This is a genomic window from Serratia sp. JSRIV006 (assembly GCF_019968685.1).
Taxonomy (GTDB): domain Bacteria; phylum Pseudomonadota; class Gammaproteobacteria; order Enterobacterales; family Enterobacteriaceae; genus Chania; species Chania fonticola_B.
Genome location: NZ_CP074137.1, coordinates 4,675,230 through 4,691,085 on the forward strand (window position 1 = coordinate 4,675,230; position 15,856 = coordinate 4,691,085).

At 51.9% G+C, this 15,856-nt stretch carries 17 protein-coding genes and 1 pseudogene; 7 read left to right on the forward strand and 11 right to left on the reverse strand.

Going from position 1 to position 15,856, the window contains the following annotated elements; genetic code table 11:
- Positions 1–28 precede the first annotated feature (28 nt).
- Both KGP16_RS21645 and KGP16_RS21650 read right to left on the reverse strand, forming a co-directional pair.
- Complete coding sequence (locus KGP16_RS21645) at positions 29–1,297, reverse strand: hypothetical protein (RefSeq protein WP_094981444.1); 1,269 nt, start codon at positions 1,295–1,297, stop codon at positions 29–31.
- A 94-nt stretch (positions 1,298–1,391) separates the two neighbouring features.
- Positions 1,392–1,601: a hypothetical protein gene (locus tag KGP16_RS21650; protein ID WP_094981443.1), complete on the reverse strand. Its 210-nt coding sequence runs from the start codon at positions 1,599–1,601 to the stop codon at positions 1,392–1,394.
- An 852-nt stretch (positions 1,602–2,453) separates the two neighbouring features.
- Between KGP16_RS21650 and KGP16_RS21655 the strand changes: the two genes are divergently transcribed.
- From KGP16_RS21655 to KGP16_RS21680, 6 genes are read left to right on the forward strand one after another with little or no spacing between them, the layout of a single operon-like run.
- Complete coding sequence (locus KGP16_RS21655) at positions 2,454–3,428, forward strand: hypothetical protein (protein WP_094981442.1); 975 nt, start codon at positions 2,454–2,456, stop codon at positions 3,426–3,428.
- Positions 3,425–3,748: a hypothetical protein gene (locus KGP16_RS21660; protein WP_021179713.1), complete on the forward strand. Its 324-nt coding sequence runs from the start codon at positions 3,425–3,427 to the stop codon at positions 3,746–3,748. Before KGP16_RS21655 ends, KGP16_RS21660 begins: the two co-directional genes overlap by 4 nt.
- Entirely contained in the window at positions 3,748–4,920 is a 1,173-nt protein-coding gene (locus KGP16_RS21665) for an MFS transporter (protein WP_094981441.1), read from the forward strand. Before KGP16_RS21660 ends, KGP16_RS21665 begins: the two co-directional genes overlap by 1 nt.
- Before the next feature lie 42 nt (positions 4,921–4,962).
- Positions 4,963–6,573 carry a DUF4910 domain-containing protein gene (locus KGP16_RS21670; RefSeq protein ID WP_223500320.1) on the forward strand — a complete coding sequence of 537 codons (1,611 nt, stop codon included), beginning with the start codon at positions 4,963–4,965 and terminating at the stop codon, positions 6,571–6,573.
- A 3-nt stretch (positions 6,574–6,576) separates the two neighbouring features.
- A complete protein-coding gene (locus KGP16_RS21675; protein ID WP_021179710.1) occupies positions 6,577–6,786 on the forward strand; it encodes a hypothetical protein in 210 nt (69 codons plus the stop codon).
- Positions 6,779–8,215, forward strand: a complete 1,437-nt coding sequence (locus tag KGP16_RS21680; protein WP_223500321.1) for an amidase — start codon at positions 6,779–6,781, stop codon at positions 8,213–8,215. Before KGP16_RS21675 ends, KGP16_RS21680 begins: the two co-directional genes overlap by 8 nt.
- Here KGP16_RS21680 and KGP16_RS21685 read toward each other — a convergent pair.
- The 3 genes and pseudogenes from KGP16_RS21685 to yacL all read right to left on the reverse strand — a co-directional run bounded on the left by KGP16_RS21685 (position 8,203) and on the right by yacL (position 10,089).
- Positions 8,203–9,273 (reverse strand): hypothetical protein, encoded by a 1,071-nt coding sequence (locus KGP16_RS21685; protein ID WP_094981438.1) that lies wholly within the window; start codon positions 9,271–9,273, stop codon positions 8,203–8,205. The genes KGP16_RS21680 and KGP16_RS21685 overlap by 13 nt on opposite strands.
- Before the next feature lie 159 nt (positions 9,274–9,432).
- A pseudogene (locus tag KGP16_RS21690) lies at positions 9,433–9,716 on the reverse strand (DeoR/GlpR transcriptional regulator); the annotation flags it as partial.
- A gap of 10 nt (positions 9,717–9,726) precedes the next feature.
- Positions 9,727–10,089 carry a protein YacL gene (yacL, locus tag KGP16_RS21695; protein WP_223500322.1) on the reverse strand — a complete coding sequence of 121 codons (363 nt, stop codon included), beginning with the start codon at positions 10,087–10,089 and terminating at the stop codon, positions 9,727–9,729.
- Between the two features lie 208 nt (positions 10,090–10,297).
- Here yacL and KGP16_RS21700 point away from each other — a divergent pair, with 208 nt between their 5' ends.
- On the forward strand, positions 10,298–11,218 hold the full coding sequence (locus KGP16_RS21700) for a LysR family transcriptional regulator (RefSeq protein ID WP_024484333.1): 921 nt from the start codon (positions 10,298–10,300) through the stop codon (positions 11,216–11,218).
- Here KGP16_RS21700 and mdcH read toward each other — a convergent pair.
- The 6 genes from mdcH to KGP16_RS21730 form a co-directional block, all read right to left on the reverse strand.
- Positions 11,215–12,144, reverse strand: coding sequence for a malonate decarboxylase subunit epsilon (gene mdcH / locus KGP16_RS21705; protein WP_021806263.1), 930 nt, complete (start codon positions 12,142–12,144; stop codon positions 11,215–11,217). The genes KGP16_RS21700 and mdcH overlap by 4 nt on opposite strands.
- Positions 12,144–12,767 (reverse strand): malonate decarboxylase holo-ACP synthase, encoded by a 624-nt coding sequence (locus KGP16_RS21710; protein ID WP_223500324.1) that lies wholly within the window; start codon positions 12,765–12,767, stop codon positions 12,144–12,146. Before KGP16_RS21710 ends, mdcH begins: the two co-directional genes overlap by 1 nt.
- A 12-nt stretch (positions 12,768–12,779) precedes the next feature.
- On the reverse strand, positions 12,780–13,739 hold the full coding sequence (locus tag KGP16_RS21715; RefSeq protein WP_021179701.1) for an AEC family transporter: 960 nt from the start codon (positions 13,737–13,739) through the stop codon (positions 12,780–12,782).
- 166 nt (positions 13,740–13,905) lie between these two features.
- Positions 13,906–14,712, reverse strand: a complete 807-nt coding sequence (gene mdcE / locus KGP16_RS21720) for a biotin-independent malonate decarboxylase subunit gamma (RefSeq protein ID WP_021806266.1) — start codon at positions 14,710–14,712, stop codon at positions 13,906–13,908.
- On the reverse strand, positions 14,709–15,545 hold the full coding sequence (locus KGP16_RS21725; protein ID WP_021806267.1) for a biotin-independent malonate decarboxylase subunit beta: 837 nt from the start codon (positions 15,543–15,545) through the stop codon (positions 14,709–14,711). Before KGP16_RS21725 ends, mdcE begins: the two co-directional genes overlap by 4 nt.
- On the reverse strand, positions 15,538–15,837 hold the full coding sequence (locus KGP16_RS21730) for a malonate decarboxylase subunit delta (RefSeq protein WP_021806268.1): 300 nt from the start codon (positions 15,835–15,837) through the stop codon (positions 15,538–15,540). The genes KGP16_RS21725 and KGP16_RS21730 overlap by 8 nt, the downstream gene beginning before the upstream one ends.
- Positions 15,838–15,856 lie beyond the last annotated feature (19 nt).

Genomic DNA, 15,856 nt, shown 5'->3' on the forward strand with positions numbered 1-15,856 from the left:
TACTGCAAGGCGGCAGGGGGCCATTGCATTACTCGACAGAACGTAATATTTCCTCAGATTGTTCATCCAGGCTTTGCCCACATGAATCCTTGAGCATTTTCTGGAATTTATGGCGCAATGCCAACGGCACCATACGCTCGACATAAAACCCCAGTTGTTCGTCAAGCTGGTATTCAACCGGATCCTTGGCGGCCAGTTCCGACAATCCGCGCGCCATCTGCTCAGGGAAACCCGGATAGCTGGATTGCAGGGTATAAATCACGCTGTAATAGAGATTACGGCCCAGAGAGAAACACGGATAACGTGCCTCATAGTTGTCTAAAGAGTATTTAGGGAAACAACCATCGATAATACGTTTCGGGCACATCCATAATGGCATGACCAACGTCATATCACCGATCTTGCGTGCCGGGCTGGAAGCAGGTTTCAAGCCTGTTGAAATACGGAACAGGTTCTCGCACAAGACATCTTCCAGATTAAGCCCCGTGCTAATGAAGCGGGTGCCCAGTTCGCGGGCATAACGTGTCAATGAGAGGCGAATCAATAACGTGCCAAGAAACTCGAAGTCATCCCCCGCAAAGGTGCGCTCAAAACGGTCGATCAGACTTTCGCCGTCTGCTGGAATACCGAGCAGAGATTTGACCTCGTCCTCTTTGATAATTTTCAAGTCCAACTGATAGTTACGGCACAGCTCCACGGCACGTGGCACACCTTTATCCCAATCAGGGATACCCATAATGATCACCGGGTGGACATTGACGTAGTCACGAATCAGGCTCAGGCCGTGCAATAGTGAGTTACTGTCGCCACCACCGCTAACCCCCACAACCAGATCGGCCCCTTGAGGCAAATGCTGTTTGATGGTTTCTGCCACCCGTGCAGCGATAATATCGCGGCACTCATCAGGTGATAGTTTTTTGAGGTAGCTCTGCGCGCTGGCATCGCTATTTTTCAGATTCTGATAGATATACTCTGTTGACTCTGAGTTCTGATCGGTACTGTTAACAATTTGGAATTTCTCTGGGGAGAATTTGAAGGGGTTTACATTACGGTTAAAATAAAGCAGAAGCTGGTCAGCATCAAACTCTGCCATGGTTTTTTCCAACCCGGAACATAAATGCATAGCCTCTTCGCCGTCACGGCGCTGATAAATAGAGACCGCAGACCAGGGCACGTTATTTCTGCCTAAAACATCAATCAGGCGCTCATCAGGGCGACTGGAAAGTAACTGACGGCCATGCGCGGTCACGACGGCAATTTCAGGGCCCACAGAATTTAACGTTGACTTTGCAGACATAGCTTCACCTTAGGATTCATCCTGATTTTTATAAATTATAAAATCTCACCGTTCATTGAGATAAGGCCACATAGGGTATGTGGCCCTAAAGTGGTTATTGCGCGCCAGTCTCGCAGCTCGCACCACAAATGGTTTCAATACCATGACGTGAAGCGGGAATAAATGCACGCTCAGCACGCATTGATTCCAGTTCACTAACAGAAATGTCAGCATACTTTACATCAGCGCTATTGCTGATTAGGTTAATGATTTCATTCTTCAAATTGAAGTTACTGCTTGGGTTTTGTTTAAGTGCATTTTTCATACTTACATCCTCAATAAAAATTGATATTCGCTAAGTATATTACATGTGAAAAACTCAAATAAAACGACATGCAACCAAGCCAGTTTTAAAGCACTTGGAATTTTTGTCAAACCACCCTCCATAATAAAAATCGCTTCACAAAGGCTTACCCCACTTAAAAACAAAAAAGATAAACACCTGTTATAAAAGGATAAAACACGCACAATAAAATGGACGAAATATAAAATAATTATTTTTCAATTAGATACAATCAAGAATGCAAAATGAGAACAAAAACCGTCGTATTAAGACAGGCAAGCTATTGAATAAAAAGCATTAACTCTCGTTATATAGGTAAATTCCCGCATTATTTTTTAATTATGTAATGAATAAAAAATAAACTTTATATTCCAAAAAAGTATAAAAATAGTTAAGATAATGTTAAGTTTGGATATTTGAATAATTTCAAACTTAAATTATTAACCTGAAAAATCATATCCAAACTTTAAGGTAATTATTTTTTATATCTTAAAATCAATATGTTATAAAAAATCAATGCGCAATACTTTGTTTTTATTTAACTTTAACACTTAAGTTTATCAAAACAATTTCGCAACTTTTCATTGACAGAACATGACACTGTGATAAGACTCTATCCGTTGCCAATTTTTTATCCTGAAAGATTGCGCAGCAATCCCGAAAATAGATAATCACTTTAATGGAGAAATTTACATGAAAGCGAAAAAATTGAAGAAAGTACGCCGCGCCAACGCAGCTCTGTAATCGTGGTAGGTTCAATGGTGCATGCGCATGCACCATTGAACCTTACAACCTTGCTTCCATTAATCCTAACTCCATTCAAAGGTATCTTCGATGATTTCTTTACCTGACTATGTTCATATAAAAGAAAACAAAAGGGATCGAGTCCTTCAGCTGTCAGTTTTCTTGCAAACTCATGAGCTTATTTTCGACGATGATGAAAAGTATCGCAATGCAGTTACTCAACTGAATAAATTGATAACAGGACCTGTTCAACTAACTCAGGCTTGCAATCAAGAAAACGCTCAGTTCTATGAGTACCTACTCGAAAACAACCTGGCTTTTGAACTCCCTGAACAAGATATCACGACCAATGATACAGGTTGTTCTGGCAGTGAGTTCTACAACCGTTTATACAACTTGGTCAATAATCAATGGCTACTCCAACGGGGTGAAACACCACTGGCACAAGCCATGTTGGAACCCGAAAAACATCGCATCCTCTTGCTCGGTTGGACATTGGAATACTTTCACGTCACCCGACTAGCCGTCTCTTCTCTGATTGGTTTCCTAGCCGATCCACTGCCAGCTGCACTCCAGCAGTTAGCACAAGAATTTGTAAAGGAAGAATTGTTTCACGAACGTATTATGGCCAAGGCATTTAGCGATACGCCTTGGCAGGAGAAGCAACTGTATGCTTCATCTCCCCTGCCTTCTACTTTGGCCTATATGGATTTTCTGAAGGATATGGCACTTCGCAGACCTCATTCATTCTTCGCCAGCCTGTTCTTCTATGAAGGCGATGATGATGATCTGATGGCGTTCTCTGAGTGCATTCCCGATACTCCAGAGTTTCACAAAATCCGTGATAGTCATCTCAGCCATGCCCGCATCAATATGCAAGGAGAACATGCTGATTTCACTCAGCACTATTTCAATTTGATCCCCTTATTATCTCATCAGCAACAGCAGGAGATAGTGGACGATATGGCTTACCTCTGCTTCCTCTACTATGACATGCAAGATGAAATCTTTGCCTGCTATCAACATGAAGATGACTTGGAGAAGCGCCTATGTGCCAATCAATGATGTTTAAACTGGTCAGTATGGGCGTAGCCATCAGTGGGGAGCCTTTGGTTGATCTGCGCAACCTTTGGAAAAAAATGACGTTGCAGGAAGGCATTAAGGACGAACTCAGCCATCCACAGCGCGCCTTGGTCACTCGCGGACGTATTCTGATGCTGGAAGGGCAGGAACGCTTTTTTTCCTTTTTACTGTCATGTAGCAAGCATGTGCCAGCCACGCCGCTCAGCAGGGAACTCACTGAACTGCTCTGTACCACACCCTTGCCGATCTATCTGGAGGATCAAGCATTTATCCGTCATTTTTATCGGATGGAGCCGGCATAATGACGCTACTTTTACTCATTACCGCCCTCAAAGCCATCGCTGAGAAAATTATCTACTTCGTGCTGCCGCTTTGGGCGTTCCAATTAACACAGTCAAACGATCTGATGAGCCATGTACGGTTGTTTGAATATCTTCCCTTTCTGGTCCTGGGCTTTATTATTGGTACCCTCGTCGATCGTATTGGTAGCCGAAAAGGTTTTATCGGCGGAACCCTAGGGCAAATAGTCGTGGTCATGCTGTTGGCATTGAATGGTGTCAGCTCGCAACATCTGCTATTTTTATTGGTATTCATGCTCATGGGAATGACCTATTTTGCCAACAATTCTCTGATCGTCCAATCAAAAGTAGCGTTACCAGAAAATCGACTCATTATATATAACAAATACAATAACATGGTGACCAATGTCTTCGACAGTGCTGGTCCAGCCATTATCGGCGGTATGTTGTTATTACTCACTTACACGCAAACACTGAGTTTATCCTATGCCTTGCTGTTTATTGCCTTATTACTGAGCGTGTTCAGTTTTCGCCGCACCCCGCCAGCGGAAAACAAACCCTTTATTCCCGATATCATTTACGGTTTCAAGGCGCTGTATGGATTACGTAATTTATGGATCCTGTCTTGGTGGACATCGTTTGCCAACGCGATTGTCGTCGTTTCTGAAATTGCCGTGATGTATTACGCCAAATCGCAGCTCAACCTTTCTGATTTTCAAGTCGGCCTATTATTTGCCGCGGGGGGTATCGGCGCAATCATGGGTTCCTGGTGTTCCGATCGGGTTGAAAAACGCGTTGGCGTGATCCAGGTACTGGTCTATTCCATCCCACTCATTGGTCTGGCCTATGTACTGATCAGCATACATCTCAATATCGTAACGCTAGGCATCCTGCTGTTCTGCGAATCCTTTTTGTTCTCCATCTATATCGTCTGTGTCCGTACTTACAGACTGGTGGTGGCTCCAGCGAAAGATCTGGGCAAAATCAATGGCATTACTGGCAGTATTTTCAAAATGTTTATCCCTTTCTCTCTGGCCGCTTATGGAGCCTGGGGAAATACGATAACGACCAACGAAGTGCTGCGCATCATGGGAGGATTGTTCCTGATCGGCTCTATCCTGCTATCAGCATCCAATATGTTGAAAATGAAAGAAAAGCTTTCAGATAACTACTGATATTGGGGGATGCGTATGTTCACTGCCCAACAGGTGGCCTGGGTGCTGCAACACAGCAGCACCTCACGCCTTATGCAACCCATTGATGCTCTTGGAAAGTTTGACCGTTATCAAGCGTCACTAGGCATTGAACAAGCGGCAAAATGGGTCGCGGAGGCGGCACAGCAACGGGACTTGCGACAGGTAGAAACGCTACATTTTCCTGCTGATGGCAAACAACATTGGTGGCACTTTACTGCTCCACTGGCTTGGACCCCACTACAAGCCTGGTTGCACGTACCGGCAGCCGATAATTTGTTGATTGACCATCAACAGCACGCGTTTGCCATTGCCACATATTCCTGTGCCGTAAACCAGCAGCACTTCACACTGGCGACGCCCGAAGAAAGCGAATGGCAAGGCAAGGTCCTGGTCATTCCCAGCGAGCAATATCGCCAACAAGATTGGCCATTGCTCCTGGCTCAGGCGGGGGCTGCTGGTTTTATCACCGATGCCCCTGCCTGCCACGATCGGCAAACAAACGTTAGTTTCCGTGGCCGAATTGAACTACCTCCGGGCAGCTCCCTGTTTGCTTTTAGCGCTACGCCAGAAGAAATGAGGCATTTGGAAACAGCGGCCCGCCGCCATTGCTGCGCGCAAGCAGAAATCTGCCTGGATCACACCGCCGCCATGCCAGTGGTGACGGCTTGCCTGCCTGGGTGCGATACCACGCATGAAATATGGCTAACCGCCCACCTTTGCCATTCGCGAGCGGGTGCCAACGACAACGCATCAGGGATCAGTGCCCTGTTGGAAACGGCAGCACTCATCAGCCAACTACAAAAAAACGATGCCTCGCCACCTCTTCGTTACACTCTTCGATTCATCTGGGGGCCTGAGTTCCTGGGTGTGGCTGCATTGCAACATCATTATCGTCACCGCCCTGCACCACTCGCGGTAATCAATCTCGATATGGTCGGAGAAAATCAAACTCTGTGCTGCTCACCACTTTGTATCGAACACCCTCCTCAGCGCCTGTCCTCATCTTTGGGCTTACTTGCTGAAGAGTGTGCCGCCGAGGCTTTTTTACAGACTGCGGATAGTGGCGGGAAATGGCTCAGTATTCCTTTCCACGGATTTTCCGACCATGCGCTGTTTATGAATCACAGCGATCACAGTCGCAATAGCCCAGCAATCCAAATCTGTCATATCGGCGATCGCTTCAACCACACTGCTGGCGATACTTCGGACAAGGTATCACCAGTAGAAATGAAACGTACTCTGGCCATCGTGGTACCGCTGTTGCTGAAACTGCAGCAACAGCGGCCGGAATATATTGCCCCTAAACCACCGGCCACACGGCCTATAGATGATGGCCTCTATGGTCATTGGCCTGGCCCATTGAATTTACGCGGATTGATTCAAGCTCTCCCCCCTGCACTAAGGTATCCATTAGAAAGACACCTGGCGCAAGATAAGCGTTATCTCGCCGCGCTTCATCATTGCGTCTTGAATGCAGATGGCCGTTCCTGGCCGCAAATTGTCGAGGCCACCAATAAAGAACTGGGGTTTATTTTGCCAGCAAACGTAGATGAGAGTTTTCGCAACGCACTGCTTGCATCTTCCTGGTTCACTACTAACGCCAAGCAAGCTGGCATCGATGAGGAGAGATAACCGATGGAAGACGCTGAAATCCTGTTCGAACGTTACATGACGCTGTTAGGGATCGCGGTACCAATACCGTATCGTGCGGGTGCCATACGCTGTACGCACGAAATCCGCGAGGCCGTCGCCCTGCTCGCCGTAGTGAAACATGCCGAGGCGGAACCCGCAAACGGCTTCGATGCGTTGAAAACCGTTGATTGTTATAAGGCGTGCCATGAGTGAATTTCTGCACACTTTGCCCCTGGCCGAGTTGGCCCGGCGCCTGCGCAATAGTCAAATCAGTGCGGTGCAATTAACTGACTATTTTCTGGAACGCATTGCGCGTTTTAACCCGCATATAAAAGCATTTATTCAGGTAGACCCGACGCGGGCACGCCGCGACGCACTGCGTGCCGACGACGAATTGGCTAACGGGCATGACCGGGGACCACTACACGGGATCCCTTACGCACTGAAAGATATTTTCGATGTTGCTGGTGTAGCAACGACCTGTCACTCGAAAATCATGCAGCACCACATTGCGCCACACAGCTGTACAATAGAGAAGAAACTGAAAGCAGGTAGCGGGGTCTATCTCGGCAAACTGGCCACACACGAATTTGCCCTTGGCGGCCCCAGTCTTGAGCTCCCCTTTCCCCCAGCACGTAATCCGTGGAACCCTGCACATTTCACCGGAGCCTCATCATCAGGGGCTGGCGCAGCGATTGCTGCAGGACTGGTTCCAGTAGCCATAGGTTCAGATACTAGTGGTTCCATCCGAGGCCCAGCCTGCATGTGTGGCGTTACCGGTTTCAAACCGACCTTTGGCCTGGTATCCAGATATGGGGTATTTCCTCTCTCATGGTCGCTCGATCACTGTGGCCCACTAACACGCTATGCTGCCGACTGCGCATACGTCATGCAAGTCATCGCAGGTCAAGATCCCCATGACCCTACAGGTTGTAATGTCACCTTTGATTTTGTTAATCCACCCGCGATCAACTGGCGTAATTTCCGCGTCGCTTGGCCGCGCCACCTATTGACGGACAGCCCATATACACACCCGGAATTACTCGCAGCAATGGATAATAGCGTGGCGTTACTGCGCGATGCCGGTGCCACCGTTGAAGAAATTCAATTTAAGGATTACCACTTATTCAACGCCTGCGGCAGGATCATCATGACTGCCGAATCCTTTGCTATTCACCAGCAAAGTCTGCGCGAAAGGCCGGAGGATTTCGGGCGGTTCACCTATCAACGCGTGCTACCTGGCGCGACAATTTCAGCAGCAGAGCTATTGGATGCACAACGCTTACGCAGCGAACTGACAGGATGGCTGAACACCCGCATATTCCCACATTATCAGTTGCTGATATTCCCCAGTACGCTACGGCCGGCACCTGCCTTCAGCGAGTTTGGCACCGATTGGCCACCACCAGCCAACGTGGTACCCACGCAAACCATTCCGTTTAACGTTACCGGTAACCCTGCGTTAAATCTCCCCATTGGCCTGGCCTCTTGCGGTTTGCCCTTGGGAATGCAACTGGTTGGCCCGTTGTTTGATGATAGAACCCTGCTTGCTACCGGCAGTGCATTGGAAACATTACTCACCATGCCGATACTGGCGGAAAGCAGCTTGATCAACGATGCGGCCACTTATCATCCAGCATGAAGCGAGAATCGCGTTTCGCAACGCATTAGGCCCTGAGCCAACACGTCATCGTATGGACCGGTCTCCAATAAAAATCGCACAAGGCTAAGGAAATACTGTACGTAGGGGACACCACTCCACACAAATAGCGGCGATTTGCATAATAGCCAGTCAGCCTCTTTTCGCGTATGGCAATAGACAGGGTTTTGTTTCACCGCTTGATGAAGAGCGGCCTTACTCCCCATCACGGGGACCAGCAGGGGGAAAAGAGCAAACACTGACTGTTTGATCGCCTCAAGAGCCCAAGCTCGAGTACTGAGATTAGGAGTAAGCCGTGAACATAATGTCCATTCTTCACGGAAAGCGGGCAATTCCGTATCCCAGAAAGGCAGGCCATAATCACCGGCAGGATGTTCCGCGACCAAATGATGACGGCAGTGCCCAAGTTCATGACTCAGCTCAAGAGCCTCATTGGCGGTCAAATGGCGCAGATCGTTCGCTCGAAGGCTGAGCGCGGCACTACGAGTGTCACCTTCCCACTGCAAATCGGCAAAGCTATCATCACCGACTTGCACCTCCACCTGCATTCCATCAATACTGACAATCGCTTGGTTTTTACTGCAACGAATGCATGCGACGGCCAGTACATCACAAACCTTCGCTAGCGAGGTTGCCCCCGTCAGGCAAGGCTGAAGAAACTCATGGCGCATAAAATGCGGCTGTGCGGGATCGAAATTCAGATCGTGCCACTCCAGCCCCATCGCAATATGCCTCGTCAACGAAATAATATCTGCTGCCAGCCCCTGCCGATCAACCCGAATACCAAAATAGGCAAGTCGGCGAGCGCTTTCGGCATACAGGGGGTCAATACATGGAGCTACCCGATCTCTTGACGCTGTATCGTAAGCATCTAGCGCATCCAGGTATCGATCCTCAAGCGGATCTTCCCGTACATTAGCCATAACATAAAGCCAGGAAAGACGCTGTGGCAGAGCAATATCTCCAGCCGTCGCCCTCAGTGTTTCCTCATCTATCGTTTCACTAAATAGTTGTTCAACCTGAGCTCTATTGATATCCATAACGTTCCATGCTGAGTGTCAAATGCCAAAATAAGGTCGTGCTCAACCGCCGCGTTCGGCTAACCGGCGCCGCACGATAACCTCTTTACAGCTTAGCACTACGGCTTGAAAGTGCATGGACCAACATGGGAATTGGCGAGGGTCCTGAATCAAACCACGTTACGCCAAATGCAAACCACAAGGTAGATCGGCTAGTTGCCGCTGAGCCGTCTCTGGCAAGGCCTTGTCGGTGACAATATCCGTCAGGCTGGCAAGCGGGGTCACACAGAGACATCGTATTTACTGCTATCTGCCAGCAGCACCCGCTGGCGGGCATTAGCCATCAGATCCTGCTTCAGGCCCGCCTTCTCTTCGGTGGGCGTGGTAATACCTTTCTCAATGCTCCACGAGTTACAGCTGACAAACGCAATATCCGGGTAGATCCCACGCAGCATCCTGCGCCCGTCTGGATAATCAGTAGTTGAGCATAAACGAGCGGTAGGCTTTCAGCACCGTCAGAAAGTCTTCGATGCCACATAAAGAGAGGCTCTCTTCGTCGTAGTAGTTCATCCCCTCTTCCATTTCGTCGCCTTCGAACTCCAACTGGTTGGCGCGGATCATCACCTCTTCACCGTCCATCAGCAACGTGTATTCGTGGCCTTCCAACTGCCATTGACGCTCACTGCCCTTGACCCCTGCCGCACCGGCTTCGATACGGTCCAGCAGGTTAAAATCACCGTTGAGCTCTTCGTTAATCCAATGGCCGATGGCCTCATGCCCCATCGAAAATCTGACTACCACCTGACCGGTTACGTCACGCAGAAATTCGTAATCCATAGCATGCCCTCCTGAGCGGTGTATAAGACTGAGTTTAACCTTAAATTCGCAGCTAACTCAGTGAGCGCTCGCAAAGTTGTTCAATAATTCGTGGCGCAATATAACGGTCCGCCCTCCACTTGGGAAGCGGGAAGGCTCTTGGTGCCTGCTATGGACGGGCAATTGTTGTTATCATGACACTTCTTAGCCCTTACCCAAGCCTGAGCCGATGATCGACAGCGAAATCACCCTGAAAAAATTGGAAATCTTTCTGGCGTTTATGGAGAAGGAAAACATCGGCCGAGCCGCAGAACAGCTTGGCTTGAGCAGCGTTAGCGTGCATCGTGCGTTACATACCCTGGAAGAGGGCTTTCGCTGCCCGCTGTTTATTCATAAAGGGCGCAACCTGCTGCCCCTGCCCGCAGCACTTACGCTGGCAGAATACGCACGCGATATCGTGGATCTCACCTACAAAGGTATCGAAGAAACTCGGTTGAAGGCGGGGTTTGGCCAGCAACGCATGCGTATCGGCACGCTCTACTCACTGACGCTGGAAACCATTCCACGGTTGATCATGGGGCTGAAGGTGCGCCGCCCGGCCATGGAGATCAGCCTGACGATGGGATCGAATGAGGATCTGCTGGCCCAGTTGGAGAACCAATTGCTGGATGCCATCCTGATTTCGGTTTCCGACAGCCAAATCGATCCGCTGCGCTTTGAGATCCTGCCGCTGTTTGAGGATGATATCTATCTTGCCGCACCGGCAGCCTCGGCGCTAAACAGCGATGGCACGGCAGACTTGCAAGACTTTCGCAGCCAGAAGTTTGTCTCCCTGACCGAAGGCTTCGCCACCTACCACGGCTTTAGCGAAGCGTTTCAGATTGCCGGTTTTGAACCGGAAATCGTCACCCGGGTGAATGATATTTTCTCAATGCTCAGCCTGGTGCAGGCCGGGGTGGGCTACACGCTGGTGCCTGGGCGGATGAAGAAGATGTATGAACACACGTTGAAATTACTGCCGCTGTGCGAACAGTACCAGATGCGCCAAACCATCGCGCTGGTGTTCAATCGTAACCAGCAGCAGGATCCGAACCTGCTGGCATTGACGGCGGAAGGCCGCATGTACGCTCGCGGTGAAGGGCCGGTTTAATCGCGCCGATATTTGGCGACAATGCCGCAGACCGCGTTCAGGCCCAGTTGGCAGCGGGACAGCGCTTCCCCCTGCTCCATCACTTTTTTGGTCAAGCCGGTTAATACCGCGCCCGGCGGCATTTCGATCGCCAGACGGACTTCCCGTTCGTAGGCCGCCACCATCGCCTCATGCCAGCGCACGGTGCGGGCCATATTGAAGGCCAGATCGTCAGCAATTCGCTCCGGTTGCCATAACACGCGCCCGGTACTGCCGCTGAGATACGCAACCTGCGGCCGATTGATGGTTACCTGCTTCATAGCCTGCGCCAGCTTTTCCGCCGGTTGTGCCAACAGGGCACAGTGGGAAGGGACACTCACCGCCAAACGCTGGGTTTTCGCCGCACCGGCGGTTTTTGCCAACGCCATGACCTGCGCCATAGCGGCTTCGCTACCCGCGATAACCAATTGGTCTTCGGCATTGATATTGGCCAGATAGGCCGGTAATTCAGCGCTATTGACCTCTGCTATCAGCCTTTCCACCTGCCGCAACGGCAAACCGACAATCGCCGCCAGGCCATATCCCGCAGGGTAAGCCTCCTCCATTAGCTGGCCGCGCAACGCCACCAGCCGGACGGCATCGGGAAATGCCAAGGCCCCGGCGATCACCGCGGCCGGAAAAGCGCCGATGGATAGCCCACTGACAAAATCAGCCTCGACCCCGTGTTGCTGTAATTCCCGCGCGTAAGCCACACCGGCTATCAGCAGGCACAGCTGCACTGCCCGGGTTTTCTGTAAGGCTTCGGCGCTGTCCAACGCCAGTACATCCTGGTCAAGAACAGCGCAGGCCTCGCTTAACAACCGCTGGGTTGTTTCATTGGCCGGCAGTTGGTGCAGCATTTGAGGCACCTGCGGCCCCTGACCGGGAAAGGTAAATAAAATCTTCATCAAGCCTCCTGAGAGCTGGCCCATGGATCCGTCGTCAACAACGGCCCCTCAGCGGTTTTCAGCATCGCTCGCCCATCCCGCAGCCATTCGCTCAGGGCAAAGCCACCGAGCGGTGTTTCTATTTGAGCATCGGCGCGGCAAGGCAGCGTCTGCAACCATTGCGCCAGTCGCTGCAACTCATCAAGGCTGGCAGGCTGCGGGCAGCGAACCAACAGATCCAGATCGCTGTCGGCATGCATCACCGGGATTTCGGTCGCCAGCGCGTAACCGCAGCTGCCGGTCACGCCCCAGACCCACGGCCAAGACCGCTGAGCCAGCATTATGAGCGCCTGCACTGGAGGCTGGGAAACAAAGCTCGAGTGCAACAATGCCAGCGGCTCACTCACCAAAGACTCCGGCGTCACTACGCGCCGGATAGCCTCTGCGCTAACCCAAGCTGCGGCGCGCTGGCTGCGTTTCATCCCCCGGATCCCCACCGGGATCCGCCCGCTATCCTGAACATCGCGCCGTACTACCAACGGTAATGAAGTGCGCCACTGCTGGCCAACCCACTCCGGCAACGCCTGATCGGCACTGAGGGCAGCACGGTCACTAATCCAAATCAGGTCATGCGGGCGAATCATCGGCTTCTCCAGTTACATCCCTGAGGTCAGGGTGATAAACAGCGGTAAGGTAATGATACACAACACGGAACTGATCAGTAACGTGGCTTCGGCATCCGGCGACTGCACGCCAAAACGGTTACCAAAGACGATACCGAAGAAACCGGCAGAAAGGGCGATCATCAAAATAGCGGTAATGGCTACACTGCCGTGCAGGCCCAAGGCCAGCACCAGCCCCCAGGCAATAAACGGTTGGATTAACAGTTTGGTCACGCTCGACAGCAGCACCGGGCCGTTGATCTGCAACTTACGGGCAGACAGGATCACCCCGGTCAGGAACAGAGCCGTCGCCGTGGCCGACAGGCCAAGCGGTTTGATCGCGGCCAGCACCATTTCAGGCATATGCACGCCTACCGCCGACAGCACCACCCCAAGCAGCGGCCCCCAGACGATCGGTTTTTTCACCGAGCGCCACATCAGCACCGGCAACATGCCCAGGCTGGAACCCTGAACCCCGCCGGCCGCACGGGCCTTTTCACGCTCTAGGATCAGCAGGCAGAACGGCGTCATCAGTACCGAACCACAGGCGATAGCCACCGCCACGGACAGCGAGGTTCCCGGCGTTTCCCCCAGCACGCTACCGAGGATCGGCAGGCCAAGCGCGGCATAGTTGGGCAATGCCACGGTGAGCGTCAGCACCGCGGCATCCTGCGGAGACTTATGGAAGATCCCGGTGCAGGTAAAATAGATCGCCGCATAGGTGATCCACATCGCCAGCACCAACACCACGATCAGCGGCGATTGCTCGACGATCCCCGCCCAAGGCGTTTGTACGGTGGCACCGAACAGGGCCGCTGGCAGTGCAAAATCCATCACGAAGATGTTGAGTAATGAAACGTTCTGGTTATCGACCATTTTTGCCTTACCGGCAAAAAAGCCCAGCAGCATAATGACAAAAATCGGCGCCAAGGCATGAATAATTACGTATGTCATAAATCACCTGTTAAAAAGAAAAAATCAGTCAGATCAGGTGCGATGGTATTAGTTATATTGTTATATGCAGGTGAAGCTTTATGCCGGGTCGGAACGCATCATATGCGCCCTCCCGGCGGGTAGTATTTTGTTCCTGAACTCTGACGTAAAAATGGCTAGCGTGGCATTACCACTCTGCGCGCATACGTTCACGCACCAGCGAAGAGCTATGGCGGTTGTCTGCTCCCAGGCGGTTAGTTAATCCAACCCCTTCACGGCGAGTTTTGGCGATCGCCTGGATCAGTGCGTGGCGTACCAGATTAAGTTCCTGCTCACTGGCCTGCAGCGGGTCACGGATATCCAGTAACTGTTCCAGCAGGCCCAGCGAGCTGTAATGCTCGATGTCATAAGCCATCGGTGGAATGGTTGCTGCCAGTTTCTCCAGCGCCTCTACGGAACGTAACGTGATGCGCGCCGCAGACTCTTTGCCCATCGCATGGATCATCACGCCTGCATCGTTGAAGGCGATCAAGCGGTTGGCCTGATAGCCGTGCGCCAGAAACGCGCCAGACATGGCTTTCCCGACGATCAAACCAATCACCGGATGGCCTGCCAGCCGAGCCTTGGCATAAGCCCCAGCTGCACCGGCCAAGGCTTGGTGAATACCAAAGGCCTCTTCCCGGCGCCCGTAGGCCTGGCTCGGCACATCGATCACCGCCACGATGGCGCGCTTTTGTACTTTACCCACGTCAGCCGCGACTGCTTCACTGACTACCTGGGCTAACGTCCAACCTTCCAGCAATCCTACTTCGCCGCGTGCAGCGCGTGGGTAATGGTTATTTGCATCCGGCACCACGGCGATAAAACGCACCGGTTGTCCCTCTAGTTCAGCGTCCGCAACCCGGATCGAGGCGCACTGCCCCTGACGCTGCTCGGCCCCCGCCGTCAGCAAAGAGAACCAATATTCTCCACGGCTTGATGATGACGTACTCATACCCGATCCTCCGCAGCAAACAGTTGAGCAATGACCGCCGAATCCGCCTGCTGGCGGGTGTCGAACTGCGACAGTTTCGGCAAGTAGTAGTGATAATTGTCTGAGCGGTGCTGAACAGGCACGCCGCGTTGCAGACAACCTTTCATCGCCGCCTTGACCGCATGCAGCGCATCCGGGACTTCTTCATCGACAAAGCCGCTGCGATAGCGCACGTCGCCACCGGTCATGCTCCAGATAAAAGGCCGATCGCGGGAATCGTACTCTTCAATACCGGCTTCCTGTTCAATGACCTGTGGGCCGTTTAAGCCCAGGCGCGCTTCACGGGTGACGATTAGATAGCTGCATAAAGCCGCCGCTATCGACATCCCGCCAAAGCAGCCCACGGTACCGGCAATAATACCCACCACCGGGGTGTAGCGGCGCAGATCGACAATCGCCGCATGAATATCCGCGATCGCTGCCAGCCCCAGGTTGGCCTCCTGCAAACGCACGCCACCGGTTTCCAGCAGCAAGACTGCCTGAGTCGCAATGCCGTTGCGGTTATCTTCTGCTGCCAGTTCCAGGGCCGCGGCCATCTTGGCACCGGAAACCTCCCCCATGCTGCCGCCCTGGAACGCCCCTTCTACCGCCACCACCACTGCCGGTTTACCGTCAATGGTGCCTTTAGCAACCACCATGCCGTCATCGGCCTGGGTGACTATGCCCTGCGGCTCTAGCCAGGGAGAAGTAATACGCTCAAATGGCCCCAACAGCTCACGGAAACTGCCACTGTCCAGCAAATTGCGGGCGCGCTCCCGGGCGCTGAGTTCGATAAAGCTGAGATCATCACGCATGGGCGGCCTCCTCAAATACCTGTTCAATACGCAGCCGAGCCACTCCCGGCGTAGCGCCGAAGTCGTTAATCTCTAACCGCCCGGCAGGTAAATCGCGCAACGAGGCCAGGCGTTCAAACAGGTGCTGCCAGCGCTGCCGGCTACCGTCTACGGAGGTTTTGATTGCCACCGTCAGCGTGCCGTCAGCCGCAGGCTCAAACAGAGCCTCCATGTCACCGGAGCCCACGACGCCGGTTAGTGCCTTACCCGGCAGCGTAATGCTGGCCGGATAACTCAAATCGATATGTTCCATAACATCCTCTGGATTGATT

Bases quoted from the DNA above. Each gene is read 5' to 3' on its own strand.
- KGP16_RS21665 (WP_094981441.1), top strand. From the start codon at position 3,748: ATGACGCTACTTTTACTCATTACCGCCCTCAAAGCCATCGCTGAGAAA.
- KGP16_RS21700 (WP_024484333.1), top strand. From the start codon at position 10,298: ATGATCGACAGCGAAATCACCCTGAAAAAATTGGAAATCTTTCTGGCG.
- KGP16_RS21685 (WP_094981438.1), bottom strand. From the start codon at position 9,273: ATGGATATCAATAGAGCTCAGGTTGAACAACTATTTAGTGAAACGATA.
- KGP16_RS21660 (WP_021179713.1), top strand. From the start codon at position 3,425: ATGATGTTTAAACTGGTCAGTATGGGCGTAGCCATCAGTGGGGAGCCT.
- KGP16_RS21680 (WP_223500321.1), top strand. From the start codon at position 6,779: ATGAGTGAATTTCTGCACACTTTGCCCCTGGCCGAGTTGGCCCGGCGC.
- KGP16_RS21645 (WP_094981444.1), bottom strand. From the start codon at position 1,297: ATGTCTGCAAAGTCAACGTTAAATTCTGTGGGCCCTGAAATTGCCGTC.
- KGP16_RS21675 (WP_021179710.1), top strand. From the start codon at position 6,577: ATGGAAGACGCTGAAATCCTGTTCGAACGTTACATGACGCTGTTAGGG.
- KGP16_RS21655 (WP_094981442.1), top strand. From the start codon at position 2,454: ATGATTTCTTTACCTGACTATGTTCATATAAAAGAAAACAAAAGGGAT.
- KGP16_RS21715 (WP_021179701.1), bottom strand. From the start codon at position 13,739: ATGACATACGTAATTATTCATGCCTTGGCGCCGATTTTTGTCATTATG.
- KGP16_RS21725 (WP_021806267.1), bottom strand. From the start codon at position 15,545: ATGCGTGATGATCTCAGCTTTATCGAACTCAGCGCCCGGGAGCGCGCC.
- KGP16_RS21730 (WP_021806268.1), bottom strand. From the start codon at position 15,837: ATGGAACATATCGATTTGAGTTATCCGGCCAGCATTACGCTGCCGGGT.
- mdcE (WP_021806266.1), bottom strand. From the start codon at position 14,712: ATGAGTACGTCATCATCAAGCCGTGGAGAATATTGGTTCTCTTTGCTG.
- yacL (WP_223500322.1), bottom strand. From the start codon at position 10,089: ATGGATTACGAATTTCTGCGTGACGTAACCGGTCAGGTGGTAGTCAGA.
- KGP16_RS21650 (WP_094981443.1), bottom strand. From the start codon at position 1,601: ATGAAAAATGCACTTAAACAAAACCCAAGCAGTAACTTCAATTTGAAG.
- mdcH (WP_021806263.1), bottom strand. From the start codon at position 12,144: ATGAAGATTTTATTTACCTTTCCCGGTCAGGGGCCGCAGGTGCCTCAA.
- KGP16_RS21710 (WP_223500324.1), bottom strand. From the start codon at position 12,767: ATGATTCGCCCGCATGACCTGATTTGGATTAGTGACCGTGCTGCCCTC.